General features: G+C 57.6%; 11 protein-coding genes. 7 read left to right on the plus strand and 4 right to left on the minus strand.

Annotated elements, in window-relative coordinates:
- Positions 1–8: 8 nt before the first annotated feature.
- Positions 9–1352, minus strand: coding sequence for an MATE family efflux transporter (locus J2I48_RS23455; protein WP_207337950.1), 1344 nt, complete (start codon positions 1350–1352; stop codon positions 9–11).
- 180 nt (positions 1353–1532) lie between these two features.
- On the opposite strand from J2I48_RS23455, the gene J2I48_RS23460 reads away from it, so the two are divergent.
- From J2I48_RS23460 to J2I48_RS23490, 7 genes are all read left to right on the plus strand, one after another.
- On the plus strand, positions 1533–2294 hold the full coding sequence (locus J2I48_RS23460; RefSeq protein ID WP_207337951.1) for a DUF4290 domain-containing protein: 762 nt from the start codon (positions 1533–1535) through the stop codon (positions 2292–2294).
- 81 nt (positions 2295–2375) lie between these two features.
- Positions 2376–3674: a UDP-N-acetylglucosamine 1-carboxyvinyltransferase gene (murA, locus tag J2I48_RS23465; protein WP_207337952.1), complete on the plus strand. Its 1299-nt coding sequence runs from the start codon at positions 2376–2378 to the stop codon at positions 3672–3674.
- A gap of 250 nt (positions 3675–3924) precedes the next feature.
- On the plus strand, positions 3925–4515 hold the full coding sequence (locus J2I48_RS23470; RefSeq protein WP_207337953.1) for an RNA polymerase sigma factor: 591 nt from the start codon (positions 3925–3927) through the stop codon (positions 4513–4515).
- Between the two features lie 72 nt (positions 4516–4587).
- Positions 4588–5571, plus strand: coding sequence for a FecR family protein (locus tag J2I48_RS23475; RefSeq protein ID WP_207337954.1), 984 nt, complete (start codon positions 4588–4590; stop codon positions 5569–5571).
- Between the two features lie 14 nt (positions 5572–5585).
- Entirely contained in the window at positions 5586–9167 is a 3582-nt protein-coding gene (locus J2I48_RS23480; protein WP_207337955.1) for a SusC/RagA family TonB-linked outer membrane protein, read from the plus strand.
- Positions 9168–9209: 42 nt separating this feature from the next.
- Entirely contained in the window at positions 9210–10829 is a 1620-nt protein-coding gene (locus J2I48_RS23485) for a RagB/SusD family nutrient uptake outer membrane protein (protein ID WP_207337956.1), read from the plus strand.
- A 238-nt stretch (positions 10830–11067) separates the two neighbouring features.
- Positions 11068–14790, plus strand: coding sequence for a T9SS type A sorting domain-containing protein (locus J2I48_RS23490; protein WP_207337957.1), 3723 nt, complete (start codon positions 11068–11070; stop codon positions 14788–14790).
- A gap of 96 nt (positions 14791–14886) precedes the next feature.
- Here the strand turns inward: J2I48_RS23490 and J2I48_RS23495 are convergent, their stop codons facing one another.
- From J2I48_RS23495 to J2I48_RS23505, 3 genes are all read right to left on the minus strand, one after another.
- Positions 14887–16575 carry a CRTAC1 family protein gene (locus tag J2I48_RS23495; protein ID WP_229376721.1) on the minus strand — a complete coding sequence of 563 codons (1689 nt, stop codon included), beginning with the start codon at positions 16573–16575 and terminating at the stop codon, positions 14887–14889.
- Between the two features lie 219 nt (positions 16576–16794).
- The gene (locus J2I48_RS23500) at positions 16795–18126 is read right to left on the minus strand and encodes a vanadium-dependent haloperoxidase (RefSeq protein ID WP_207337959.1); all 1332 of its coding nucleotides are present in this window, start codon (positions 18124–18126) and stop codon (positions 16795–16797) included.
- A 6-nt stretch (positions 18127–18132) separates the two neighbouring features.
- Positions 18133–21597, minus strand: coding sequence for a VCBS repeat-containing protein (locus J2I48_RS23505; protein WP_207337960.1), 3465 nt, complete (start codon positions 21595–21597; stop codon positions 18133–18135).
- Between the last annotated feature and the right edge of the window lie 91 nt (positions 21598–21688).

The following is a 21688-nucleotide window of genomic DNA, read 5'->3' on the forward strand; positions in this document are numbered from 1 at the left end:
CGCACTCATCACTTACCACTAGCCGCGGCTCCTGCCAAGCGGAAAAACCGTACCGTCAATAACACCGCCGCTACGCTGAGTCCTACGAGGAGGCCCATCCAGACACCGGCGGCATCGTAGCCGAAGGTGAACCCCAGCAGATAGCTCGTAGGCAGGGCCACGAGCCAGTAAGAAAAGAGGGTGATGAGCGTGGGGGCGTTTACGTCGGAAAGGCCGCGCAGGGCACCAATGCCTACCACCTGAATGCCGTCGGAAAGTTGAAAGAAACCCGCCAGAAACACCAGCGTGGCCGCAATGCGGGCCACGTCGGGGGCATCGGTGATGTAGAGGTTGACCAGCGTAGTGCCAAATAAAATAAACACCAGCCCGGCCGTACCCATGAGCAGGGCCGACAACAGAAACGCCGCCAGGCCCGCCCGCCGCACCCCGTCGCGGTCGCCGCGCCCCAGCGCCGACCCCACCCGGATGGATGCCGCCGACGAGATGCCCGTAGCCATCATATAGGTGCTTGAGGCCATGTTAATGGCAATCTGATGTGCCGCCAGCCGGTCGTCGCCCAGCCAGCCAATAATGACCATGGCGGCCGTAAAAAGGGCTATTTCAAAGAAAAACGTCAGCCCGCTAGGTAAGCCAATCCTAAGAATATCAAGTACTTGCTGGCGGATTGGCAGGTAGGCGAAAGCAGCCTGGACGTACGCGCCGAACGTACCCGACCGGTGAATGTAAACCAGTATAGCCCCGGCCATAAACACCCGCGACAGCAGCGTGGCCAGCGCCGACCCCTGTACACCGAGCCTTGGAAATGGGCCAATGCCCAAGATGAAAACGTAATTGAACAGGGCATTAAGCACCAGTGCCGCAATGGTGATGGTCATGGCCACCCGCGGCAACCGCAGCCCGTCGCACAGTTGGCGGGCGGCAATGAAGATAAACAGCGGGATGTTTGAGGCGCTGAGAATGAGCATAAACGGCCGGGCAATAACGTTCACTTCGGGCGTTTGGCCGAGCCACTGGAAGTTCAGCGCCAGCACCGCCACCACCAAACCCAGCGCAATGCTCAGCAGCACGGCTACCCGCAACCCCGCCCGGTAGAGCTGATTGATCTCGCCCGCAGCCTGCCGCCCCGCCGCCTGCGCTACCAGCGCCGACACCACCGACAGCCCCCCGATGCCGATGCTCGACAGCAAAAACGACATGGAATTGGCCAGCCCCGCCGCGCCCAGTGGCACCGCCCCCAGCAACCGCCCCACAAACAGGTTATCAGTCAACCCCATCAGCGTAGTGCTGAGTTGAGCAATCACGATGGGAATACTCAGGCGAAGCGTATCAGTTAGGTTGGCGCGGAGGGTCATAAAAAGAAGGAGGAAAGGAGAAAAGGGAGAAAGGAGGAGGGGGAAGAGAGGGAAAGGGCACTGGGCTGCAAAGGTAAACAGTCCCTTTTCTCCCTCTCTTCCCCCTCCTCCTTTCTCCCTTTTCTCCTTTCCTCCCCCATTTTCCCTACCTTTGTTTTTTACAGTTAAGCCACTCATCGCTTGAAAGAATACGGCAGTAGTATCCAGAAGATGGTCAATTACCTGTTGACCATCGAAGATCGGGTCACGCGCACCCGTCAGGCGCACATCCTGGTCGAACTGATGCGGCAACTTCATCCGGCCATGAAAGACGGGCAGGATTACTATAATAAACTCTGGGACGACCTCTACATCATCTCCGGCTTTAAGCTCGACGTAGACAGCCCGTATCCGCCCCCCTCACCCGACGTGCTGGGTAAGAAACCCCAAAAGGTTGGTTATCAGTACCATAATCTGAAGTACAAGCACTTTGGGCAGAACATAAACCTGCTCATCGACCGCGCCTTCAACACCGACGATGCCGACGAACGGCGGGCGTTTGTCTCCTACCTTGTTCGGCTGATGCGTACCTTCTACACGACCTGGAATAAGGAAAACGTAGAAGATGAGACCATCTACCAAAGCATCCTGGACATCTCGAAAGGTAAGCTCGCCCCCGACATTGCGCTCATTCGCAGTGAGGGCCTGATCGAGAGTTCGCCCATCGAGCGGGCCGACGAGCAGCCGCAACGCATTACGGCGCAGAAGAACAATCGGTTCAGCAACAACTACGGGCAGCAGCGCAACCGGCAGGACCGCAACAACGGTGGCGGCAACAATAACCGGTCGCAGTTCCGGGGCGGTGGCGGCAACAATGCCAATAACAACAACCGCAACCCATTCCGGGGCGGCGGCAACAACCCCGGCAACGGCGGCGGCAACAACCGGCGACGGGGGAGGTAAAATCAATTAAGAATTAAGAATTAAGAATGGTCAATGGCCGAAGCAGCTTAATTCTTAATTCTGCATTCTTAATTCCTAGAAATGGCTTCTTTTAAAATTACGGGTGGTCGGCGGCTGTCGGGCGAATTAGTGCCGCAGGGGGCAAAAAACGAGGCATTGCAGATTCTGTGTGCCGTTTTGCTCACCAAAGAACCCGTCACCATTCACAACATCCCGAACATCCGCGACGTCAATCAGCTCATCGACCTGCTGGGCGATATGGGCGTTTGGGTGACTAAAATCGGTGAAGGATCGTACCGGTTTGTAGCGTCGGATGTGAACCTGGATTACCTCGACACGCCCGCCTACAAGAGTAAAGCCGCCGCCCTGCGCGGGTCGGTGATGCTGCTGGGGCCGATGCTGGCGCGGTACAAAAAAGGGCGCATTCCCCGGCCTGGTGGCGACAAAATTGGCCGTCGGCGGCTGGATACGCACTTTTTAGGCTTCGAGAAACTCGGTGCCACCTTCCACTTCGACGGCGATTTCTACCGCGTAGAAGGCGAACACCTCAAGGGTGCGTACATGCTGCTCGACGAGGCCTCGGTAACGGGCACGGCCAACGTACTAATGGCTGCGGTCATGGCCGAAGGCACCACCACCATCTACAACGCTGCCTGCGAACCCTACCTGCAACAGCTGAGCAAGATGCTCAACCGCATGGGGGCCAAGATCGCGGGTGTAGGGTCTAACATGCTCATCATCGAGGGGGTGTCGGAGCTAAACGGCACTGACCACACCATGCTGCCCGACATGATCGAGATCGGCTCGTTTATTGGCATGGCGGCCATGACGCAGAGCGAGGTGACAATCAAAAACTGCCAAATCCCTGAGCTGGGCATCATCCCCGACGTGTTTAAGCGGCTGGGTATTCAGCTAGAATTCCGGGGCGACGACATCCATATTCCATCGCAGGAGTTGTACCAGATTGACACGTTTCTGGACGGTGGCATGATGACCGTAGCCGACTCACCCTGGCCCGGTTTCACGCCTGATCTGCTCAGTATTGTGTTGGTAACGGCCATTCAGGCCAGCGGCACGGTGCTCATTCACCAGAAGATGTTCGAGAGCCGCCTGTTTTTCGTGGACAAGCTCATCGAGATGGGCGCGCAGATTATCCTCTGCGATCCTCACCGCGCCACAGTGGTGGGGTTGGGTCGGCAGATGCAGTTGCGCGGCATCCGGATGTCGTCGCCCGACATCCGGGCGGGGGTGTCGCTGCTGATCGCGGCACTCTCGGCCAACGGCACCAGCATCATTGACAACATCGAGCAGATCGACCGGGGCTATCAGCATATCGATACCCGGTTAAATGCCATCGGTGCCGAGATTGTGCGGTTGTAAGGTACAGAACCGTATTCGGAGTAGAAAGGGATTGATGCGCCACTGATAAGGCGTGTCAATCCCTTTTTTTGGGTCTTTAGCAAATAGAGCAGTCGATGTAGATCCATGGGAATGAGCCTTGGGCAGAAAACAGCACACGGCCAAATCAGGCTGTATGTTGCACAGAATAAATAAAAAATAGCGTTTTCCGGCTACGACAAATCTTTTCTACATTTGACGGAAAGGGCCCTCTAAATGCCTGCTTACCAGCATGGAACCGACAGACGCTGAACTGACGCTTCGCTTGAAACACCACGATCAGGTGGCGTTCGAGCAACTGTTCCGGCGGCATTACCGGTACATCTATTCGGTGGCAATCCAGTATGTAAAAGACCCGGCTCTGGCCGAAGATGCCCTTCAGGACGTATTTCTGAAATTATGGACAGGTCGGGAAACTATAGATGAAGGGCAGTCGGTCAGAAATTACCTGGCCATGGCCATGCGGCATCAGGTGCTTAACCAACTCCGTCACGACAAAAGGGCCGTACTGCGCCACATCGACCATCAGGCCATGCGGCCCGATGCCGATACCAGCACCGAAGATGAGCTTACGTTCAATGACTACAGTACCGTGGTAAGCCATGGGCTACGGTTACTACCCGCTCAACGACGCCTGGTGTTTACGCTGCGGTCGGAAAAGGGCCTGACCAACGAGCAGGTGGCCGCGCAACTGCAACTCTCCGTCAGCACGGTGAAAGTGCATTATTACCACGCCTGTCGTTTCCTGCGCGAATACCTCCGCGACTATGCCGGTATTGAGACCATGGTGCTCCTGCTGGGGATTTTTTGGACACAACCCTGAATTATTTTTTCATTTCCGGTAATACTTCTCGCTTTGGGCGGTGTATAGTGAGCAAACAAGCCACGCACACCCATGACCGAAGCACTACTAAACCGGTATTTTGCTGACAAAACCACGCCTGAGGAAGCCCGGCACGTGCTGGACTGGTTCGACACAGACGCTGGTCAGGTCTACTTAAACCACCGGCTCGACAAACAGTTGGGCGCTCCCAACTGGCACGCCCCGCCCAATGCCCCTACGCCCGACCCTGACCGGCTGCTGGCCGCCATCCGGCAACGAGCGCAACCTTTCAGCATTGACCGCACGCCAAGCCTGCGTCGGTGGCAACCACTGCGGTGGGCCGCCGCCTTTTTGGGTACGCTGCTGCTGGCTTCGGGGGCTTACGTTGCCTATCGGCAGGTTTACCCTGCCGACGTGTTACAACAAACGGCTTTTGGCATCATACAGACGCTAACCCTACCCGACGGCTCGACGGTGACGCTCAATGGCAACAGCCGTTTGCGCTACAGTCCACACTGGGAAAGCGGCCAAACCCGGCAGGTGTGGCTCGACGGCGAAGGTTTTTTCCGGGTGAGGCACCAGAAAAGCCATGAGCGGTTTGTAGTGCATTTACCCAACAAGCTAAATATTGAGGTACTGGGTACCCAATTTAATGTCATGGCGCGCGAAAGCCGGGCGCGGGTGGTGCTTAGCAGCGGGCACATCAGGCTGGCCAACGCATCGGGTCAGCAACTGGACATGCAACCCGGCGAACTGGTAGAAACCAACGGTAAGGCCCAACACGTCAGCCGCCGCCGGGTCGATCCGGCCGTTGACGCGTCATGGCAAACCACCAGACTCACCTTCGACAACGCCAGTCTGGCCGACATGGTACAGCGGCTAAAAGACACTTACGGCCTGGAGGTGGTGGTGAGTGATCCGGCCCTGCTGACGCAACGCTTTTCGGGCTCGGTGCCCAACAACAACGTGACTATGCTGACTGACGGCCTGGCCCGGCTTTTCGGGTTGACAATTCGCCGCCAAGGCAACACCATCTTTATTAACGCAACCAATTAACCGCGCTAAACTCAATGAAAAACTGTTTATCACTCATCGCTATCAGCCTGGCAGTCAGCAGCCAGATGACCCTGCCCGCGCAGGCACAGGTACTGGCCTCGACCAGTCGGCACGCTGGTCAACGGGCGCAACCCGTCGCGCAGCCGTCTCCGGTGTCGGCCACCGACAATGCCACCAAAAGTCTGCTCAAATTGGCCCTTGCTCAGTTGGAGAAACGGCATGGCATATCATTCATCTACCGGAGCGAACTGGTAGACATGCGCGTGCTGACTCCACCAGCCATGACCGGGCACCTGCACGAAGACCTGACCAACCTGCTGGAGCCTAATCACCTGACGTTCGAAAAGGTCCGCGCTGACTTCTACATCATCCGGTCGAAAGAACAGAAAGAGGACAAAACATTACGCCAGTTGAAGCGGGCGGGCCTATCGGGCGACAACGCCGGGGGAAACGATTTCGCCCGCACCGGTCAGGCCATCGGCAGCTTACCTATCAGTCCGAACCTCGAAAGCCGCATTAGCCGGGCGGGCCTGTTTGTTAATGCGCTCGTACAGGACCGAACCGTTACGGGGCGCATTACCGACGAGAATGGGGCTGGTCTGGCGGGGGCCACCATCGCCGTGAAAGGTACCAGCCGGGGCACGTCGGCCAACGCCGACGGTGACTACTCGATCAGCGTACCCGGCGACAACGTGGTCCTGATTATCTCTTATATCGGGTACGTACCACAGGAAGTGAGTTTAGGCAACCGGTCGGTGGTGAACCTGACGCTGGCTACCGACGTGAAAACGCTTCAGGAAGTACAGATCAATATTGGCTACGGCACGGCCTCGCGGCAGGATGTAGTTGGTTCGCTGGCCATTGCGGGCCGCAAAGAGTTCGGTAACGTAAACGTGCAGAACGCCAGTCAGCTCATCCAGGGCAAGATTTCGGGCGTACAGGTGGTCAATAATGATGGCCTGCCTGGCTCAGGCACCAAGATCGTGATCCGGGGCACGGGGTCGCTCACCAGCTCAGATCCACTCTACGTCATCGACGGGATTCAGAGCGACGGCGGCGTATTCAACGCCCTGAATCCGCAGGACGTAGAGAGCATCACGGTGCTGAAAGATGCCTCATCGATTGCCATTTACGGGGCTAAAGGAGCCAACGGCATTGTGCTGGTGAGCACCCGCCGGGCCAAAACCGGTGCCCCCAGGGTGAGCTATAGCGGCTACGTAGGCTTTGCTCAGCCCTGGAAAAAACTCGACCTCATGAACGCGGCCCAGTACGTCGACCTGGTGAAAGACATTGCCAGTTCGCAACAGACCACGCTGCCCGCCAAGCTCTCATCGCCCGATGCGCTCATTGACCGGACCGACTGGCAGGATGCCGTTTTCCGCAATGGACAGCGGCAGGAGCATTACCTGAACGTAAACGGCGGCACCGAGAAGGTAACCTACCTGGCTTCACTGGGGTACACCAACCAGGATGCCACGGTAATTGGACGCAATTTTCAACGGTCGAACCTGCGTTTTCAACTGGAAGAAAAGATAGGCAAAACCAACCGGGTTCGGCTGGGGCAGAACATCAACTTCCGCTACCAGGTGAATAATGGCAATACCCCCGACTTCATTGCCGCCACCCGGATGCCACCCTACGCGCCCATCTACGATGCCAACAACCTGGGTGGTTTCGCGAAAGTGACAACCATCAATGACCTCAACGATGCCTACAACCCCCTCACAGACGTATACCTGAGCGAGCGCCGCGACCGCGATTTCCTGACCTATGTGCAGCTTTTTGGCGAAATAGATCTGGCCAAAGGGCTAACGTTTCGCACCCAGGGGTCGCTCACATTCTCGTCATACGGCAACTATAACTATAAACAGGCCAACCAGAACGGCAACCTCACCAACCCCAACGGCATTAGTGAGTATTACGGCTTCGGCGTGACACCGCTAATTGAAAACTTCCTGACCTTCAACCGGGATTTTGGGCCGCACCACCTCAACATTGTGGCGGGCAATACCTATAAAGACGGTGCCCTGTACCGCAACGTGAACCTGAATGGCAGCAATTTCCCGAATGACGACATCAAGGCCATCATTGTGGCACCCAGCAGTAGCATTCAGGGTGGCTCGGTGGGACAGGATGCGTTTCTGTCATATTTCGGCCGGGTGCAGTATCAGTTCATGAGCAAATACCTGCTGACGGCCAGTATCCGGCGCGACCGCAGCCCGGCGTTTCCCAACAACCCCAATGCCTATTTTCCGGCGGTGGGTGTAGCCTGGAAACTGCACGAAGAGGCATTCATGAAAGAGATTCCCTTCGTTTCGGAACTGAAGCTACGGGCCAGCTATGGTAAGGCAGGCAACGACAACATCGGCTATTTCCGCACCTCGACCAACGTATGGAAAGGGGTTGCCAACAACATCGTTTACTCGCTGGGGCCAGACAAAGGCTACGTGCAGGGTAGCACGGTCAACCAGGCCATTAATCCCAACATTCGCTGGGAAGAGACCGTCCAGACCGACGTGGGTATCGACGCGGCCCTGTTTAGCAATCGGCTGACGCTGACGTTCGATTATTACAACCGGCAGAACAACGGCCTGCTCACCAACGTCTACATTCCGCTATCGACCGGCTTTGGTGGCCCCTACGACCGCACGGGCATCATTCCCACCAATGCGGCGTCGGCGTATAACCGGGGGTTCGAGATTACGGCGGGCGTGAATGGCAACGCGGGCGGGCTGCGCTACAGCGTGGGTGCCAATGCGTCGTACAACAAAAACCAGGTCACGTCGCTGGGCAGCGAAGGCAGCATACCCATCATTGCGGGGGGCTTTCAGGGCGTTGCGTCCATTACCCGTACCGACATTGGCCAACCTATTGGGTCATTCTACGGCTACAAAGTAGACCACGTAGCCATCAATAAAGCCGATGTGGCCAAATATGGCGTAGATGACAAAGGCAACTCGACCTACCAGGATAAACTGCTGCCGGGCGACATTATCTTCAAAGATCTGAATGCCGACGGAAAGATCGACGAGAAAGACCAGACCTTTCTGGGCAGCCCCATTCCCGCCTGGAACTACGGCCTGAACCTCAACCTCGACTACCAGAATTTCGACTTTATGCTGTCGCTTCAGGGTGTTGGTGGGGTGCAGATCGTGAATGCCCTGAAGTACTGGACCGAAGGCACCACCCGCCCCTTCAATAGTTCGGCGGCCCTGCTGAGTCGGTGGCGCAAAGAGGGCGACATCTCTGTCTACCCCAAAGCCGGGCAAAACGCCAATGGCAACCTGAACCTACGGCCTTCTGACCGGTTTGTGGAAAACGGCGATTACATGCGTATTCGCAACGTGACGCTGGGCTACCGCCTTCCCGTGCCGGTGCTGAGCAAACTCACCAACAACACCGTGTCGAACCTGCGGCTATACGTTACGGCGCAGAACCTGCTCACCATCACCAACTACAGCGGCTACGACCCGGAGGTAAGCTCTATTGATCCCAACAACAACGGTGGTAGCAACTTTCTCTTCAACCGGGGCATCGACCAGGGGTCTTATCCCCAGGCCCGGACGTTTATTTTCGGCTTGCAGGTGGGTTTCTAAGCCACACGCATCAATCAACCACTGCTTTCAACAACAATCATTATGAAACGATATGGATTACCCCTGCTGCTAGCCACCCTGACGCTGTCGGTCAGTTCGTGCAACGAAAACATCGTAAACCTGCAAAACCAGAGTCAGTACAGCGACGCCACGTATTTCAAAAATGCCCCTCAGTTTAACGAGGCGGTCATTGCCACCTATGCTCCTCTGCTTGGTAACGGCCTATATTCCCGCGATTACTATTTCCTGTTTGACCTGATGGGCAATGATGCCGAACGGGATGCACCCCTTCTGGGCGATCTGCTGCAACTGCATGATTACAGTTTCGGTACCAGCCACCAGCAGATTACCAGCCTCTGGCAAGGGCTCTACCGAATCATTCTCCGGGCCAACCTGGTGCTCGACAAAGCCGCGCAATGGAACGCCACCCTGGCCGACGACGCCGCCAAGAAAAAGCAGTATGTGGCCGAGGCGCGCTTTATGAAAGGCTATGCCGAAATGATGCTTGTGACACTTTGGGGTCGGGTACCGCTCCGGCCCGACTACGCCAGCGCTAATGACTATTTCGCCCCCCGTGCCAGCGTGGCCGATGGCTGGAAAGCCGCCATCGCTGACCTCACGGCGGCCACCACCGATCTGCCCCTGACCTATGCCGACGCCGACCGGGGCCGGGCTACCCAGGGAGCTGCCATAGCGATGCTGGGCAAGGCTTTGCTGTTTCAGAAAAAATACGCCGAGGCCGCCGCGCAGTTCGAGAAGCTGACCAAAACCCCATTTGCCTACAAGCTGAATCCGAGCTACGACAACCAGTTTTCGGAAACGAACGGCAGCAGCCCGGAAACCATCTTCGACGTGCCCCACTTCTGGGGTGGCTGGGGTCAGGGCAACGCCTATTATATGTTTGGCGGGCAGGAAGCCTGGGGTGGCAAGGCTACCCACACAGGCCGGGCGCAGGAGTATGGCTGGAATGACTGGCGCAACGTATTCATCTCCGACGCCGCCGTGAAAGCCTTTACTTACACCGACGAAGCCGGGAAAAAGTACATCGACCCGCGGGCAAAACTGACTTTCTACGGCGATGCAGCCAGCGGCGGCGACACCGATTTCTGCAACACCTGCACCGGCCAGCCTACCGTGACGGGGGCCAGCTACAAACAGATCAAACTGGCCGACGGCACTACAGCATTCAATTACCCCTTCGACAAAAGCAACGGCTACCGGTTCCGCAAATATGAGCCTTACGAGACCGCCGAACAGAGCACGCAGCCCCAAAGCAACGTAAACTCGCAGGTAATCCGGTATGCCGACGTGCTGCTGATGCTGGCTGAATGCTATATCAACACGGGCAAAGCAGCCGACGCGCTCCCCCTGGTCAATGCCGTTCGGGCGCGGGTGAAGGCATTCCCCTACACGAACCTGGGCACCCAGACGCAGGCGATGGATAAACTGATGCTGGAACGGCGGCTGGAGCTAACCGGCGAACAGGCCCGCTACTTCGATCTGCTGCGCTGGGGTACCATCAAGCCCGTGATCAACGCCGAGAAACAGCTACAGATTGGCGCGCAGCCTTTCCAGGACAAAAACCTGCTGCTACCCATTCCCCAACTGGAAAAAGATACCAACCCCGTGCTGGCCAACGACGTGCAGGGCGGCTGGAACTAATGGTCGCTTACCCATAAAAAAGGGCGTTTCCATGACGGGAACGCCCTTTTTTGTAACAGTTCACACGGTCAATCAACTCATTTTAGCGAATAACCCGAATGGGCTACCTTGCAGGCTCACAGCGTCTACCAGCCCTGAAGGGTTTTACTCGATGAAGCATTTTCTGCTACTCTGCTGGCTATTTAATGTGTGCGTTGCGCTACCCACACACGCTCAGCGACGGCCCTACCAACTACTCATGAACGACCCCGACGTGCGGTATATCGATGTCAAAAAGGCATTCGAAAAAGAGCACGCGGCGGAAGAAAAAGCGCAGGAAAAAGCCATCCGGCAGGCACGGCGGCGGGGACTGCCCGAACCTGAATTTGAGGAGAACGAAGACGAAGCCAAGTTTTACCGCTGGGAACAGTGGATGCTCCGGCACCTGGGTCCCAACGGTCGTTTCGACCCCGCCCGCGAACCAGAAGAACTGGCCCGTTTTGCCAAAAGTCAGCCGACCACGCAGCTAGTTCAGCAGCCCAACGCCCGGCGGGCAAACCCCCAATGGAAGGAGTTGGGGCCGTTTTCGACCCAAACCACGGCTACCAACAATAACGCCAACTACCTCTGGGGCTACAACGTAGGACGGCTGGGGGCGGTGGCCTTTCACCCCACCGATGCCAACACGATCTACGTCATTGCCAGTGGCCGGGGCGGCAGCAACGCCGGGGGTCTCTGGCGCACTACCGACGGTGGCACCACCTGGACGCCCCTCTTTGACGAGGGTAAACACATGGTGCTGACCGACGTAGCCGTTTCACCCAAAAGTCCGCAAACGGTCTTTGCCACCGGCAATTATTTTGGGGCCTCGACCACCGGCGGCGGGGCCAGTGGCTACGGCGTGTTCAAGTCGAACGACGGCGGGGTAAGTTGGGTGTTTACCTCGTTTAAACTTCAGTACGAAACCAACGCCACGGGCAGCAAAGCCAACGTGCCCCGCGCCACCAATATCCTTATCGACCCCACCGACGATAAGCACCTGATTGCCCTCTGTTCACGCGCTATCATGTACTCGACCGACGGCGGACAGGTGTGGCAGAAATCTACCAGTTCTACCGCCGACCGGCTGGCCGACTACTGGGACGTAGAGTTCAAGCCCAATGACCCTTCGGTGGTGTATGTGGGGGGGGCGGGCAAAGATCAGGTACTGCGCTCGACAGACGGAGGTAAAACGTTTACGCAACTGCCGCTGCCCGATGCCGTTGAGGTAGGCACGGTAGGCCGCGTGGAACTGGCGGTGTCGGCGGCGGCACCCGATTTTCTGTACCTGCTCACCACCATGGGCACCGAGCGCCACGGCGGCCTGTACCGGCTCAATACGGCCACCAACGACCTGCGCGTGGTGGTAGCCAGGGGTAAAAACTTCGCCACCAGCCAGCAAACCCGCGACGATACGCAACTGTATTACTGCCTCAGTATGAACATTTCGCCCGCCGATACCAACGAAATTCACGTGGGCATGATCCCGCTGATGTCGAGCTACGACGGGGGCAAAAGCTGGGAATATCGCCACGGATGGGCTACCAACCGGTCGGGCGACGTGCATTCGGACGTGAGCAGCATTGAGTTTCAGCCCGGCACCAACCGCTTGTTTGTCACCTCCGACGGGGGCCTCAACGCAGCCACGGGTAAGAAAGGCGCGGCGTTTCGGTTTTTCAACAACATCGCCGTGTCGCAGATTTATTTCCTGGCGCAGTCGGCTACGGTGGCCAATCGGATGGTGATCGGCTTGCAGGATAACGGCACCAAACTGTTTACCGGCACTGAGTGGCAACAGGTGGGTGGTGGTGACGGCATCAGCTGCCTTATCGATGACACCAACCCAAACGTGTTCTACGTGACGTCGCAAAACGGCGTGCTATACCGGACCGTCAATGGCGCGCAGAGCTACATTACTCCCACTGGCGTAACGTCCGACAACACCAGTTTCTACAGCCCGCTCGACTACCACCAGGCCACCAAAACACTGTTTCTAGGCTCCAACAGCCTTTGGCGAAAAGACGAACGCAGCTACTCGTCGACCTGGGAAAAGGTATATACGTTCGATGAAAAGGAGATTATTCAGGATGTCTGGGTGGCCCCTTCCGACGTGAAAACGATCTACGTGCGCACCTACCAGTTTAAAAATTCGGTCAACAACTACCGCGTCTATGCCTCTACGGATGGTGGTACCAACTGGGAAAAAGTGCTTGGCGATGGCTTCGACGGCTACGTGACGGCCCTGGTCATCCACCCCGCCGACCCCAAAACGCTCTGGGCCTGCCGCTACGACGTGACCGACTTTTACTACTACATCATGAAATCGGCGGACGGTGGGCGTACCTGGACCAAGATAAACGGCAACCTGCCGCGCCTGGCCAGCAACGCCATGTCCTACCAAGAAGGCACCGATGACGGCCTGTATGTGGCACTGGATCAGGGGGTTTACTACAAAGACAACGGTATGCAGCAATGGATACGCTACGGTACCGCCCTGCCTAACGCCCCCGTCTATGACCTGCGGCTCGACTATAGCGGTGGCAAAGTGAAGGCCGCCACGCAGGGCCGGGGCGTGTGGGAGGCCGATTTGGCCGTGCCCGTGGGACAGGTGTCGGCGCTGGCCACCAACCGGACCGAGGTATGTGCCGGGGCAGCGCTGGTAGTGAGTTTTTTGGTGTCGAAAGGCACAGGCGGCACCAATAACTACAGCGTCCAGCTCTCCGACGCCACCGGGTCATTTGCCAACCCCCAAACCCTGACCACCGTTAGGGCCACGTCGGCTTCGGTCACCATTCCGGCCAGTCAATCGGCGGGGCGGGGCTACCTGATTCGGGTGCTGCGCAACAACAATATCGCCACCGCCGACAGTTCGGCGGCCTTCTCTGTGCTGACGCTGCCCAACGGCGGGATCAACGGCCCTGCCGAGGTTATTTTTGGGCAGTCGGCTAGCCTGACCATTGGCTTTGGCGGTTCCGGCCCGTGGACGTACAGCCTCAACGGCGACAGCCTGCGCACCACAACAACAAGCCCCGTGGTACGGTCGGTATCGCCTACGGGGGGTACCTCCTACTCGCTCACGACGGTTAGTAACGTCTGCGGCAATGGCACGGCTACGGGGAACGTGCGGGTTGTGGTGATTCCTACGCTGGCCGTTACAGGCTTTGCTTTACCCGCCATCTGCGCGGGGCAAACCGGCTCATTATCAGCCGCTCAGGGTGGTACATTTAACGGCTCGACGAGCTACGTGGTGCAGCTTTCCGACGCATCGGGCAGTTTTGCGGCACCAACAGTGGTGGGTTCTGGTGCCACTAGCCCGCTGTCGTTTTCTATTGCCGAAGGGCAGAGCGCTGGGGCTGGCTACCGACTGCGGGTGGTCGGCAACACCGCCGAACGGGTGGAGACCACGCCCGGCCCGGCTTTCGCCATCAATGTGAAACCCACGGCCACCATCGCGGCGGTGGGCGATTCGAGTATTGTGCAGACAAGCACCGCCCGCCTTCGGCTTACGTTTACGGGCACGGCCCCGTTTCAGTACACGCTCACCAATGGCACCGCCGGTGTAGCCAACGCCGCCACCGAAGAATTGACTGTCAAGCCCGACCAAACTTCCACTTATGCCGTAGCGACCGTGGCCAACAGTTGCGGCGTAGGTACAGTATCGAGTAAACAAACCATCACAGTGATTCCGTTGCTGGCTGTTGACCCCGCCGCCGGGCCGGTTGTGACGGTATTGCCCAACCCTGCCAGCGAGACCGTTCGGGTAGAAACCAGCCTGGGCGGCCCCCACGACGTGATTTTGTATGATGTGCTGGGCCGCGAACGCCTCCGCCGCCATTTCCAGCAACAAGCCGACATAGCCCTACAATCGCTGGCCAAAGGCATCTATGTTTACCGCATCATTACGCCAAAGGGGGCCGTAGAAGGGCGGTTATTGGTGGAGTAAAGGGGGGGGGGGCGGTAGGCAGTGGCAGTGAGCAGGCTTCGCGCTACGTGCCCGGACGCGGGACTGCCTGCTCACTGCCACTGCCTACTGCCACCCCTACTCCTTCCCCCGCCGCCAGAACCAGTACCCCGCCAATCCCATTACCGCCAACCCCAGCAATCCCCAAACCCAAACAGGCATTTTTGGGGCGGGGACTTCAGTGATAGTGAGCAGCGTGTTGATTTTCTGGGCCGTCAGCACCTGCCGGTTGCCGCCTGTCCAGGTTATAATGATGGAGTCGGCGATGGTCGCGGTACCGAGACCGAAATGGGCGATGGTGGAGTTTTGCGAAATATGGCTCGACGCGCCACCATCGATTTCGCGGGTCATATGTCGACCACCCGCCACCACCTCAATACGGGAGCCAATACCATGCGATTCAGCTTCCACGCCGCGCAGAGCCACTTTTAGCCAGTTGCCGTGGGCCATATCGTTGCGGTAGAGGTGCGTGACCGAGTGCGTGGGATAGGCTAGAACGGGCGTCTGATTGACCACCAGCAGATCAAGATCGCCATCGTTATCATAATCGAACACCACCGACCCACGACCAATGCCATAGTCATTCAGGCCCACGGCGCGGGCATTGTCGGTGAAGTGGCCGTTGGTATTTTCGTAATAGAAATCGGCCATGGGAACGCAGTTGGGGTTCAGGTCGCCGTTGGCTACGAAAAGGTCCAGGTCGCCGTCGTGGTCGAAATCGGCGAAGTTAGCCCCCCAACTGATGGCAAAATTCATCAGGCCTAGTTGCTGTGTTTTGTTCAAAAACGGCTTGCCCGACCCGCCGCTGACCATAAACTGGTTGAACCGGATGTTGGTGAAATAGTAGTCCATCCAGCCGTCGTTGTTGTAGTCGCCCACGGCCGTACCCATCGAGTTGATGCCCAGATCCATCTTCCGCGCTTCGGCCACGTCCACGAATTTCTTCGACGAATACCCATTCTCCAGCAACAGGTTGGGCGTGCGTTTGTAGCCGAAATCGTGGTTGATAAGCAGGTCCTGATCACCGTCGTTATCGAAGTCGGTAAACACGCCGCCGAAACCGAACCCTTTGTGTGTCAGGCCGTAAGCTTCGTAAGCGTCCACAAACGACTTGCCTTTCTGGTTAATCAGCAGGTACCCTTTGGCAATTTGGTTGGCCCCTACCACGGTGGCATCGCTGATCACGCTCAGCTCTCCCCGGAACTCCTGAAAATAGTTGCCCACGTACAAGTCAGGATAACCGTCGGCGTTCACGTCGCCAAAGCTGGCCCCGGTGCTGAACGACTGCAACTGGTCGAGGCCGTATTCTTTAGTCACGTCACGAAAGGTCCCGTTGCCGTTGTTGAGATACAGCAGGTTAGCCGCGCGGGGAATGGACGGTCCGCCGCGCGGTTGGCGTTTGTTTTTGGTCGTAATCGTGGTGATAAACAAATCCACCCACCCGTCGCGGTTTACGTCGGCGGCGGTAGCCCCCTGCGTCACAAATCCCCGCGACCCGGTCAGGCCCGACTTGGCATAGACGTTCGTGAAGGTCCTATTGTGGTTGTTGCGATACAGCATGTCGTCGTTCATACCTCCGGTCAGGAAGACGTCTTCAAAACCGTCTTTGTCGAAGTCGAGCACGCAGGCCCCGCCGCCAAACATGCCCTCGAACACCCGAAACTGGTGGCTGATCCCCGCCGCCTGCGTCACGTCGGTAAACGGCGTCTGAGCATTGGCAAGGGTGGAGAGGAAAAGTAGGGCTATGAGTAGTGGTTTGGGGTTCATGTTTGGTAGGTTTTGGGGATGGGTGGGGCCCGCACGCGAAACCATACGCGTCAGCGCGCACCCTGGCCTGTGGAGACACAGGCCTACGCTCGCGTCAGCCTACGCGTTCATATTGCTTGCGCCAGAGCAGGCCTGTGGAGACACAGGCCAGGGTGTGCGGGTGTGCAGGCTAGGGTGGTAGTGCATATCAGATTAACATCAGGTCAACATTTTCAAAAATTACCTCTTCCAGTTCAACCTATTGATATTCAATCCAATAGCATCGCCTTTCTCCAGACCGGCCTGGTTGTCTTGTGGCGTATGGATGCCGCCGTAGAAGCGGGAATCGGCGATTTCCTGGGCGGCTTGCCGGAAGGATGTGAACTGTCGGGCTTTGAATTTGGTCTGCCGCAGGCGGTCGGGTTTGCGGCCCACGTGGGCACTGTCGGCAAAGGCGAACTGGTTGCCGTAGAGGTCGGTAAGCACGGTGGCGGTGGCCCCGGCCTGAATGGCGTGGCCCGACGGGAAGGCGGGAAACGGCGGGTCGGGCCAGAACGAATCCCACTGTTGATCAATGTGTTGCGGCACAAAGGTGTTGGGTCGTTCGGTGAAAAACTGAAATTTCCACTTCCAGCAGTCGATGAACGCGTCGGCCACGGCCATACCCACGCGGGCGTAGGTTTCGGCAGCGCGAATCAGGCTTGGCTTCGCTTTCCTGACAGCGAGCGTGGCCATGTAATACGAATGACCGGGTGGCGTGAAGGTCTCGTCGGGGTCGTCGCTCCACCAGATCGCAATCTCTTTTTCCGTCTGAGTGAGTGTCTTCTCTTTCTCATACACCTGCAGAAATTGCTGATAATAAGCCGACGATTTGTCGGTGCTGTAGGGAATGCGGGCCGGGGCCGGAATGCGGGCGTCCTGCGCCAGAAACGTGCGGTTTTTGCCCCAGTGCGGGTGCAGCGGGTAGTGGCTGAACGACTGCGCATAGAGTGGTGGTTTCCAGCAACCCAGGTGGTCCGGGTACGTCATGGTTTTGTCGAAATTTTTCAGATAGCCCCGGTGCCCACCATCGGTTTTCGACCAGGCAAACACGCGCTCGGCCACGGCCTGCCCAAATTCAACAGACTGCGTAATAATCTCTTTATCAACATCTTCCGCAAATTGATCCGCCACTACCTGCGCCAGCGAATCGACGCGGTGTTTATTCTCGTCGGAGGTTTGGTTGTAGATGTGTTGAAGGATGTAGGCCTGCCCGGCGTTCAAGGCCAGCACCCAGTTGTAGGGCTTGCCCGTTTCGGGTTTGGGCAGGCTGTCGAGGCCATTGAGCTGCCCCTCCAGCGACCGGTAAGCAGGGTAGCCCGGCACCACCGATTCGTACATCGTGAGGCCAATGTAGCCCAGGCAACGCGAAGCGTAGGTGGGCGTGTTGGCGGGCGTGGTTTTGGTGAGCCGCAGCGTCATATCGGCCCAGGCCGTGGCCACGTCGGAGTCGGTCAGCGGTGGTTTTTTGGGTGCCGAACACCCTGCCCCAAGCAGCACCGCCAGCAGAGAACAAAGCAATAAGTGCTTCATAACCAGCTATTTTCTGAGTGTATAGGCAACCATTTTGCGTTCGTTAATGCCAAACAGGAGCAGGTTATTGAACAAGGTCACGCTGCGCACGTCGCCTTTGATCTCAAAGCCCGACTGTGGCTGCGGCACGTACCTGAACCCACCCCGCCCATCGCCGGTTAGCAACACCCCGTAGTTGGCATCCAGCTTGCCCAGCCTGATTTTGGCGTGGCTGTCGTTGCCGCACAACAGCACGTCGGACTGCCCGTCGTGGTTGGCGTCGAGCACCGTGATCGTGTGTACGGGGGCATATTGGGCTTCTGCGGGCAACGTACCCAGCGTATACTTGCCCGTTGCGCTGCTCAGAAACAAGCTGGTTTGCAGACGGTTAGCTTTTAAATGCCCCGCCGCCGACAATGCATCACCCTCGAACACGTTGCTCACCGTGGCGTCGGCATAACTCGCGTAGGTAGGGTAGCGGGCGCGGTAGCCACCAATCTGATTCAGCAGTTCGTCGCGGGTAAGGAACAGGTGGCTCTTGCCCTGCACGTAGCAACACAACACCGGTTCGACCGAGCCGTTTTTGTCGAAATCGGCGTAGTACAGATCGGCGGGTTGGGTGGGGCTGACACGCACCTGCGAGTTTTCACCCCAGTTACCCACCAGCAAGTCGGGCTTCTTATCGCCGTTGACGTCGGCCAGGGTCAGTTTGTTCCACCAGCCAGTGTAGGCTTTGCCCAGGTAGGTGGTGGTTTTGTTGGCCAGCTTGGCACCTGTCCGGCCAAATACTGACACCGGCATCCACTCGCCCACTACCACCAGTTCCGTTTTTCCATCGCCGTCAAGGTCGGACCAGGCGGCGTCAGTCACCATGCCAATTCGCTGTAAATCAGGGACTAATTGAACGGTTTGATCTGTGAACTTCCCCTTGCCGTCGTTGATGAGCAGGTAGCTTGTAGGCGTTTCGGGGTAACGGCCGGGTATCACGCGCCCACCCACAAACAGGTCGGGGTGGCCATCGTTGTTGATGTCCTGCACAGCCACGCACCCTTTGCTCGTCGGCATCGACGGCAGGGCATTGGGGCTTTTGGCAAAGTGGCCCTTCCCGTCGTTCAGGTAGAGCCGATCCTGTAACAAAGGGTCGGTGGGGGTCAGGTTATGATACCCGCCACTCGCCACGTAGAGGTCGGTAGTGCCATCGCCGTTGGCATCGAAAAAGGCTGCGGCAGCATCCTGATGGGCTTTGTCGGCCTCCAGTGCCGGTATGTTCTGCCGGGCAAATCGACCACCGGCCTGTTGCACAAAGAGCGCGGCGGCCTGCCCCGGCGTACCCCCCACAAACAGGTCGGCAAGCCCGTCGCCGTTTACGTCGCCCACCGCCTGACACGGCCCTTCGTGCGACAGTTCCCGCGTGAGCAGCGGCTGCCGGTCGAAGTCATTCACTGGCTGAACGGGCTGCTCAAACGCCACCGGCGAGGGCACCGCCTGAGCCAGCGCAGGAGCAATTGGGGCCGTACTTCGACGTTCGTTAGCCTTGCTTTCGTCGAGGTCCAGCACCTGATTACCCGGTACGTTGCGCAGGGTTTGGCGCTTACCACCCGCCCACGTCACCACCACCGAATCAACCTTGCTTACTGCTCCCAACCCAAACTGCAACACCGGCGACACCGACGACAGATACCCCCGCGTGGGTGATTGTAGCTGGCTCTGCTGCTGATCATTAGCATATACTGTCACACCCGTGCCAATGCCCAGGGTGTTGCCCGCAGCCCCTTTCAACCGCACTTGCAGGTAGTGACTTTTGGCTAATTTGTCGGCATCATTGCGGTACACAAACGCGGGCTGATTGATGTTGTTGACCAGCAGATCGAGGTCGCCGTCGTTGTCCAGATCGGCATAGGCGGCGCCGTTGCTGTTGGAAGGCGTGTTCATGCCCCAGGGTTGGGTGCGGTTGGCAAACGAAGCCCCCTGCTGATTCTGAAACACGTAGTTGACCACATTCGAGGCGGGCATGTGGCTGATGATCTCCAGCACGTCTTCGCGCTGCAACCGGCCCTTGCTGCGCACGTAATCGTCCATGTACTTGATGAAGTCAAGGTTGGTATAGTCGCGGAAATAGCCGTTGGTGATGTAGAGGTCTTTCCAGCCGTCGTTGTCGAAATCAGCCAGCAACGCCGCCCAACTCCAGTCGGTATTGGATACCCCCGCCAGTTGGCCCACTTCTGAGAAAAGAGGCGAGGAGGGGGAAGAAGGGGAGGAGGGGGAAGAAGGGGATTTTTGATCACGCGTCAGCAATCCCTTTCTTCCCCTTTGTCCCTCTCCTCCCCTTCCTCCCCCTGTATTCACCTGCAACATATTCCGCATATACTGGTAATAAAAACCGCTCCGCACGTTGAGGTCGAACTTGGCGAAATTATCGGGGGCGAGCAGGAGCTTTTGCCGGTGGTTGTCTTCGGGCAGCATGTCGAGCGTGAAAATGTCGGGGCGACCGTCGTTATTGACGTCGGCCACGTCGTTGCCCATCGAAAACTGACTGGTGTGGCCCATACTCTGCTGCACGTCGTTGCGGAAGGTGCCGTTTTGCCCGTTGATGTAGAGGTAATCGGGCACGGCATAGTCATTGGAGACGTAGAAGTCGAGCCAGCCGTCGTCGTTGAAATCGCCAATGCCCAGCCCCAGCCCGTAGCTCAAGGCCGACCCGTTCACGCCCACCTGCTGCGTCACGTCGGTGAAATGCCCGGCGGTTTGTTTCAGCACCCGCATCCCCCGTTCGGGGTCGTCGGTTTTCAGCAACTCGGCGGTGCTGGCTTCATTTAGGATCGGCAGGTTTTTGGGGTTGTGGTTCAGCAACAGCATATCTAGATCGCCGTCGCGGTCATAATCCAGAAAATAAGCCTGGTTACTAAAACCCGGCTGGTCCAGCCCATAACGGGCCGACTGCTCTTCGAAATGGGGGATACCGCTAGCGTCATTGCCCTGATTGACAAAGAGTTGGTTCGTCCGTTTTTCAGGAGGCAACGCGCCCGAATAGCAGACGTAGAGGTCTAGCTTACCGTCGGCGTTGATGTCTACGGCGGTCACGCCTGTTTTCCACGGCCCCGGCCGCCCACCCGCGCCCGATGCGTCGGTTACGTCCTGAAATTGCAGCGAATCCTGCCCTTTGCCTTTATTCAGATACAGTTTGTTGTCGCTTAGGTTAGCGGTGAAATAGGCATCGATCCAGCCGTCGCCGTTGAAGTCGCCGGTAGCTACGCCGCCGCCGTTGTAGAAGTATTCGTAGAGCAAGATGTTGGTATTGAGGCCTTCGGTAAGGGTATTTTGGAAGGTGATGCCGGTCTGTTCAGCGGGTAGTGCCGCAAATAAGGTCGGGCCATCATAGGCAGCATCGCCAGCCTCACCGGCATCGGCATTAGGTTTATCCTGGCAGGCCAGCAGTATAGTGAGGGCAAAAAGAGGCAATACAAGACGTATCAATCTAAATAGGGTGGGCATAGTACAAGTAAAAAAGACGCTACCCCCCAATATCGGGAAATAGCGTCTTTTAAAGAAAAAGAGTTTTCAGTTTAGAGTTTTCAGTTTAGAG

This window comes from Fibrella aquatilis (genome assembly GCF_017353255.1).
GTDB lineage: Bacteria > Bacteroidota > Bacteroidia > Cytophagales > Spirosomataceae > Fibrella > Fibrella aquatilis.

Excerpts from the sequence above, each read along its gene's own strand:
- J2I48_RS23490 (WP_207337957.1), top strand. The coding sequence starts at position 11,068 with ATGAACGACCCCGACGTGCGGTATATCGATGTCAAAAAGGCATTCGAA.
- murA (WP_207337952.1), top strand. The coding sequence starts at position 2,376 with ATGGCTTCTTTTAAAATTACGGGTGGTCGGCGGCTGTCGGGCGAATTA.
- J2I48_RS23485 (WP_207337956.1), top strand. The coding sequence starts at position 9,210 with ATGAAACGATATGGATTACCCCTGCTGCTAGCCACCCTGACGCTGTCG.
- J2I48_RS23505 (WP_207337960.1), bottom strand. The coding sequence starts at position 21,597 with ATGCCCACCCTATTTAGATTGATACGTCTTGTATTGCCTCTTTTTGCC.
- J2I48_RS23470 (WP_207337953.1), top strand. The coding sequence starts at position 3,925 with ATGGAACCGACAGACGCTGAACTGACGCTTCGCTTGAAACACCACGAT.
- J2I48_RS23500 (WP_207337959.1), bottom strand. The coding sequence starts at position 18,126 with ATGAAGCACTTATTGCTTTGTTCTCTGCTGGCGGTGCTGCTTGGGGCA.
- J2I48_RS23495 (WP_229376721.1), bottom strand. The coding sequence starts at position 16,575 with ATGAACCCCAAACCACTACTCATAGCCCTACTTTTCCTCTCCACCCTT.
- J2I48_RS23475 (WP_207337954.1), top strand. The coding sequence starts at position 4,588 with ATGACCGAAGCACTACTAAACCGGTATTTTGCTGACAAAACCACGCCT.
- J2I48_RS23480 (WP_207337955.1), top strand. The coding sequence starts at position 5,586 with ATGAAAAACTGTTTATCACTCATCGCTATCAGCCTGGCAGTCAGCAGC.
- J2I48_RS23455 (WP_207337950.1), bottom strand. The coding sequence starts at position 1,352 with ATGACCCTCCGCGCCAACCTAACTGATACGCTTCGCCTGAGTATTCCC.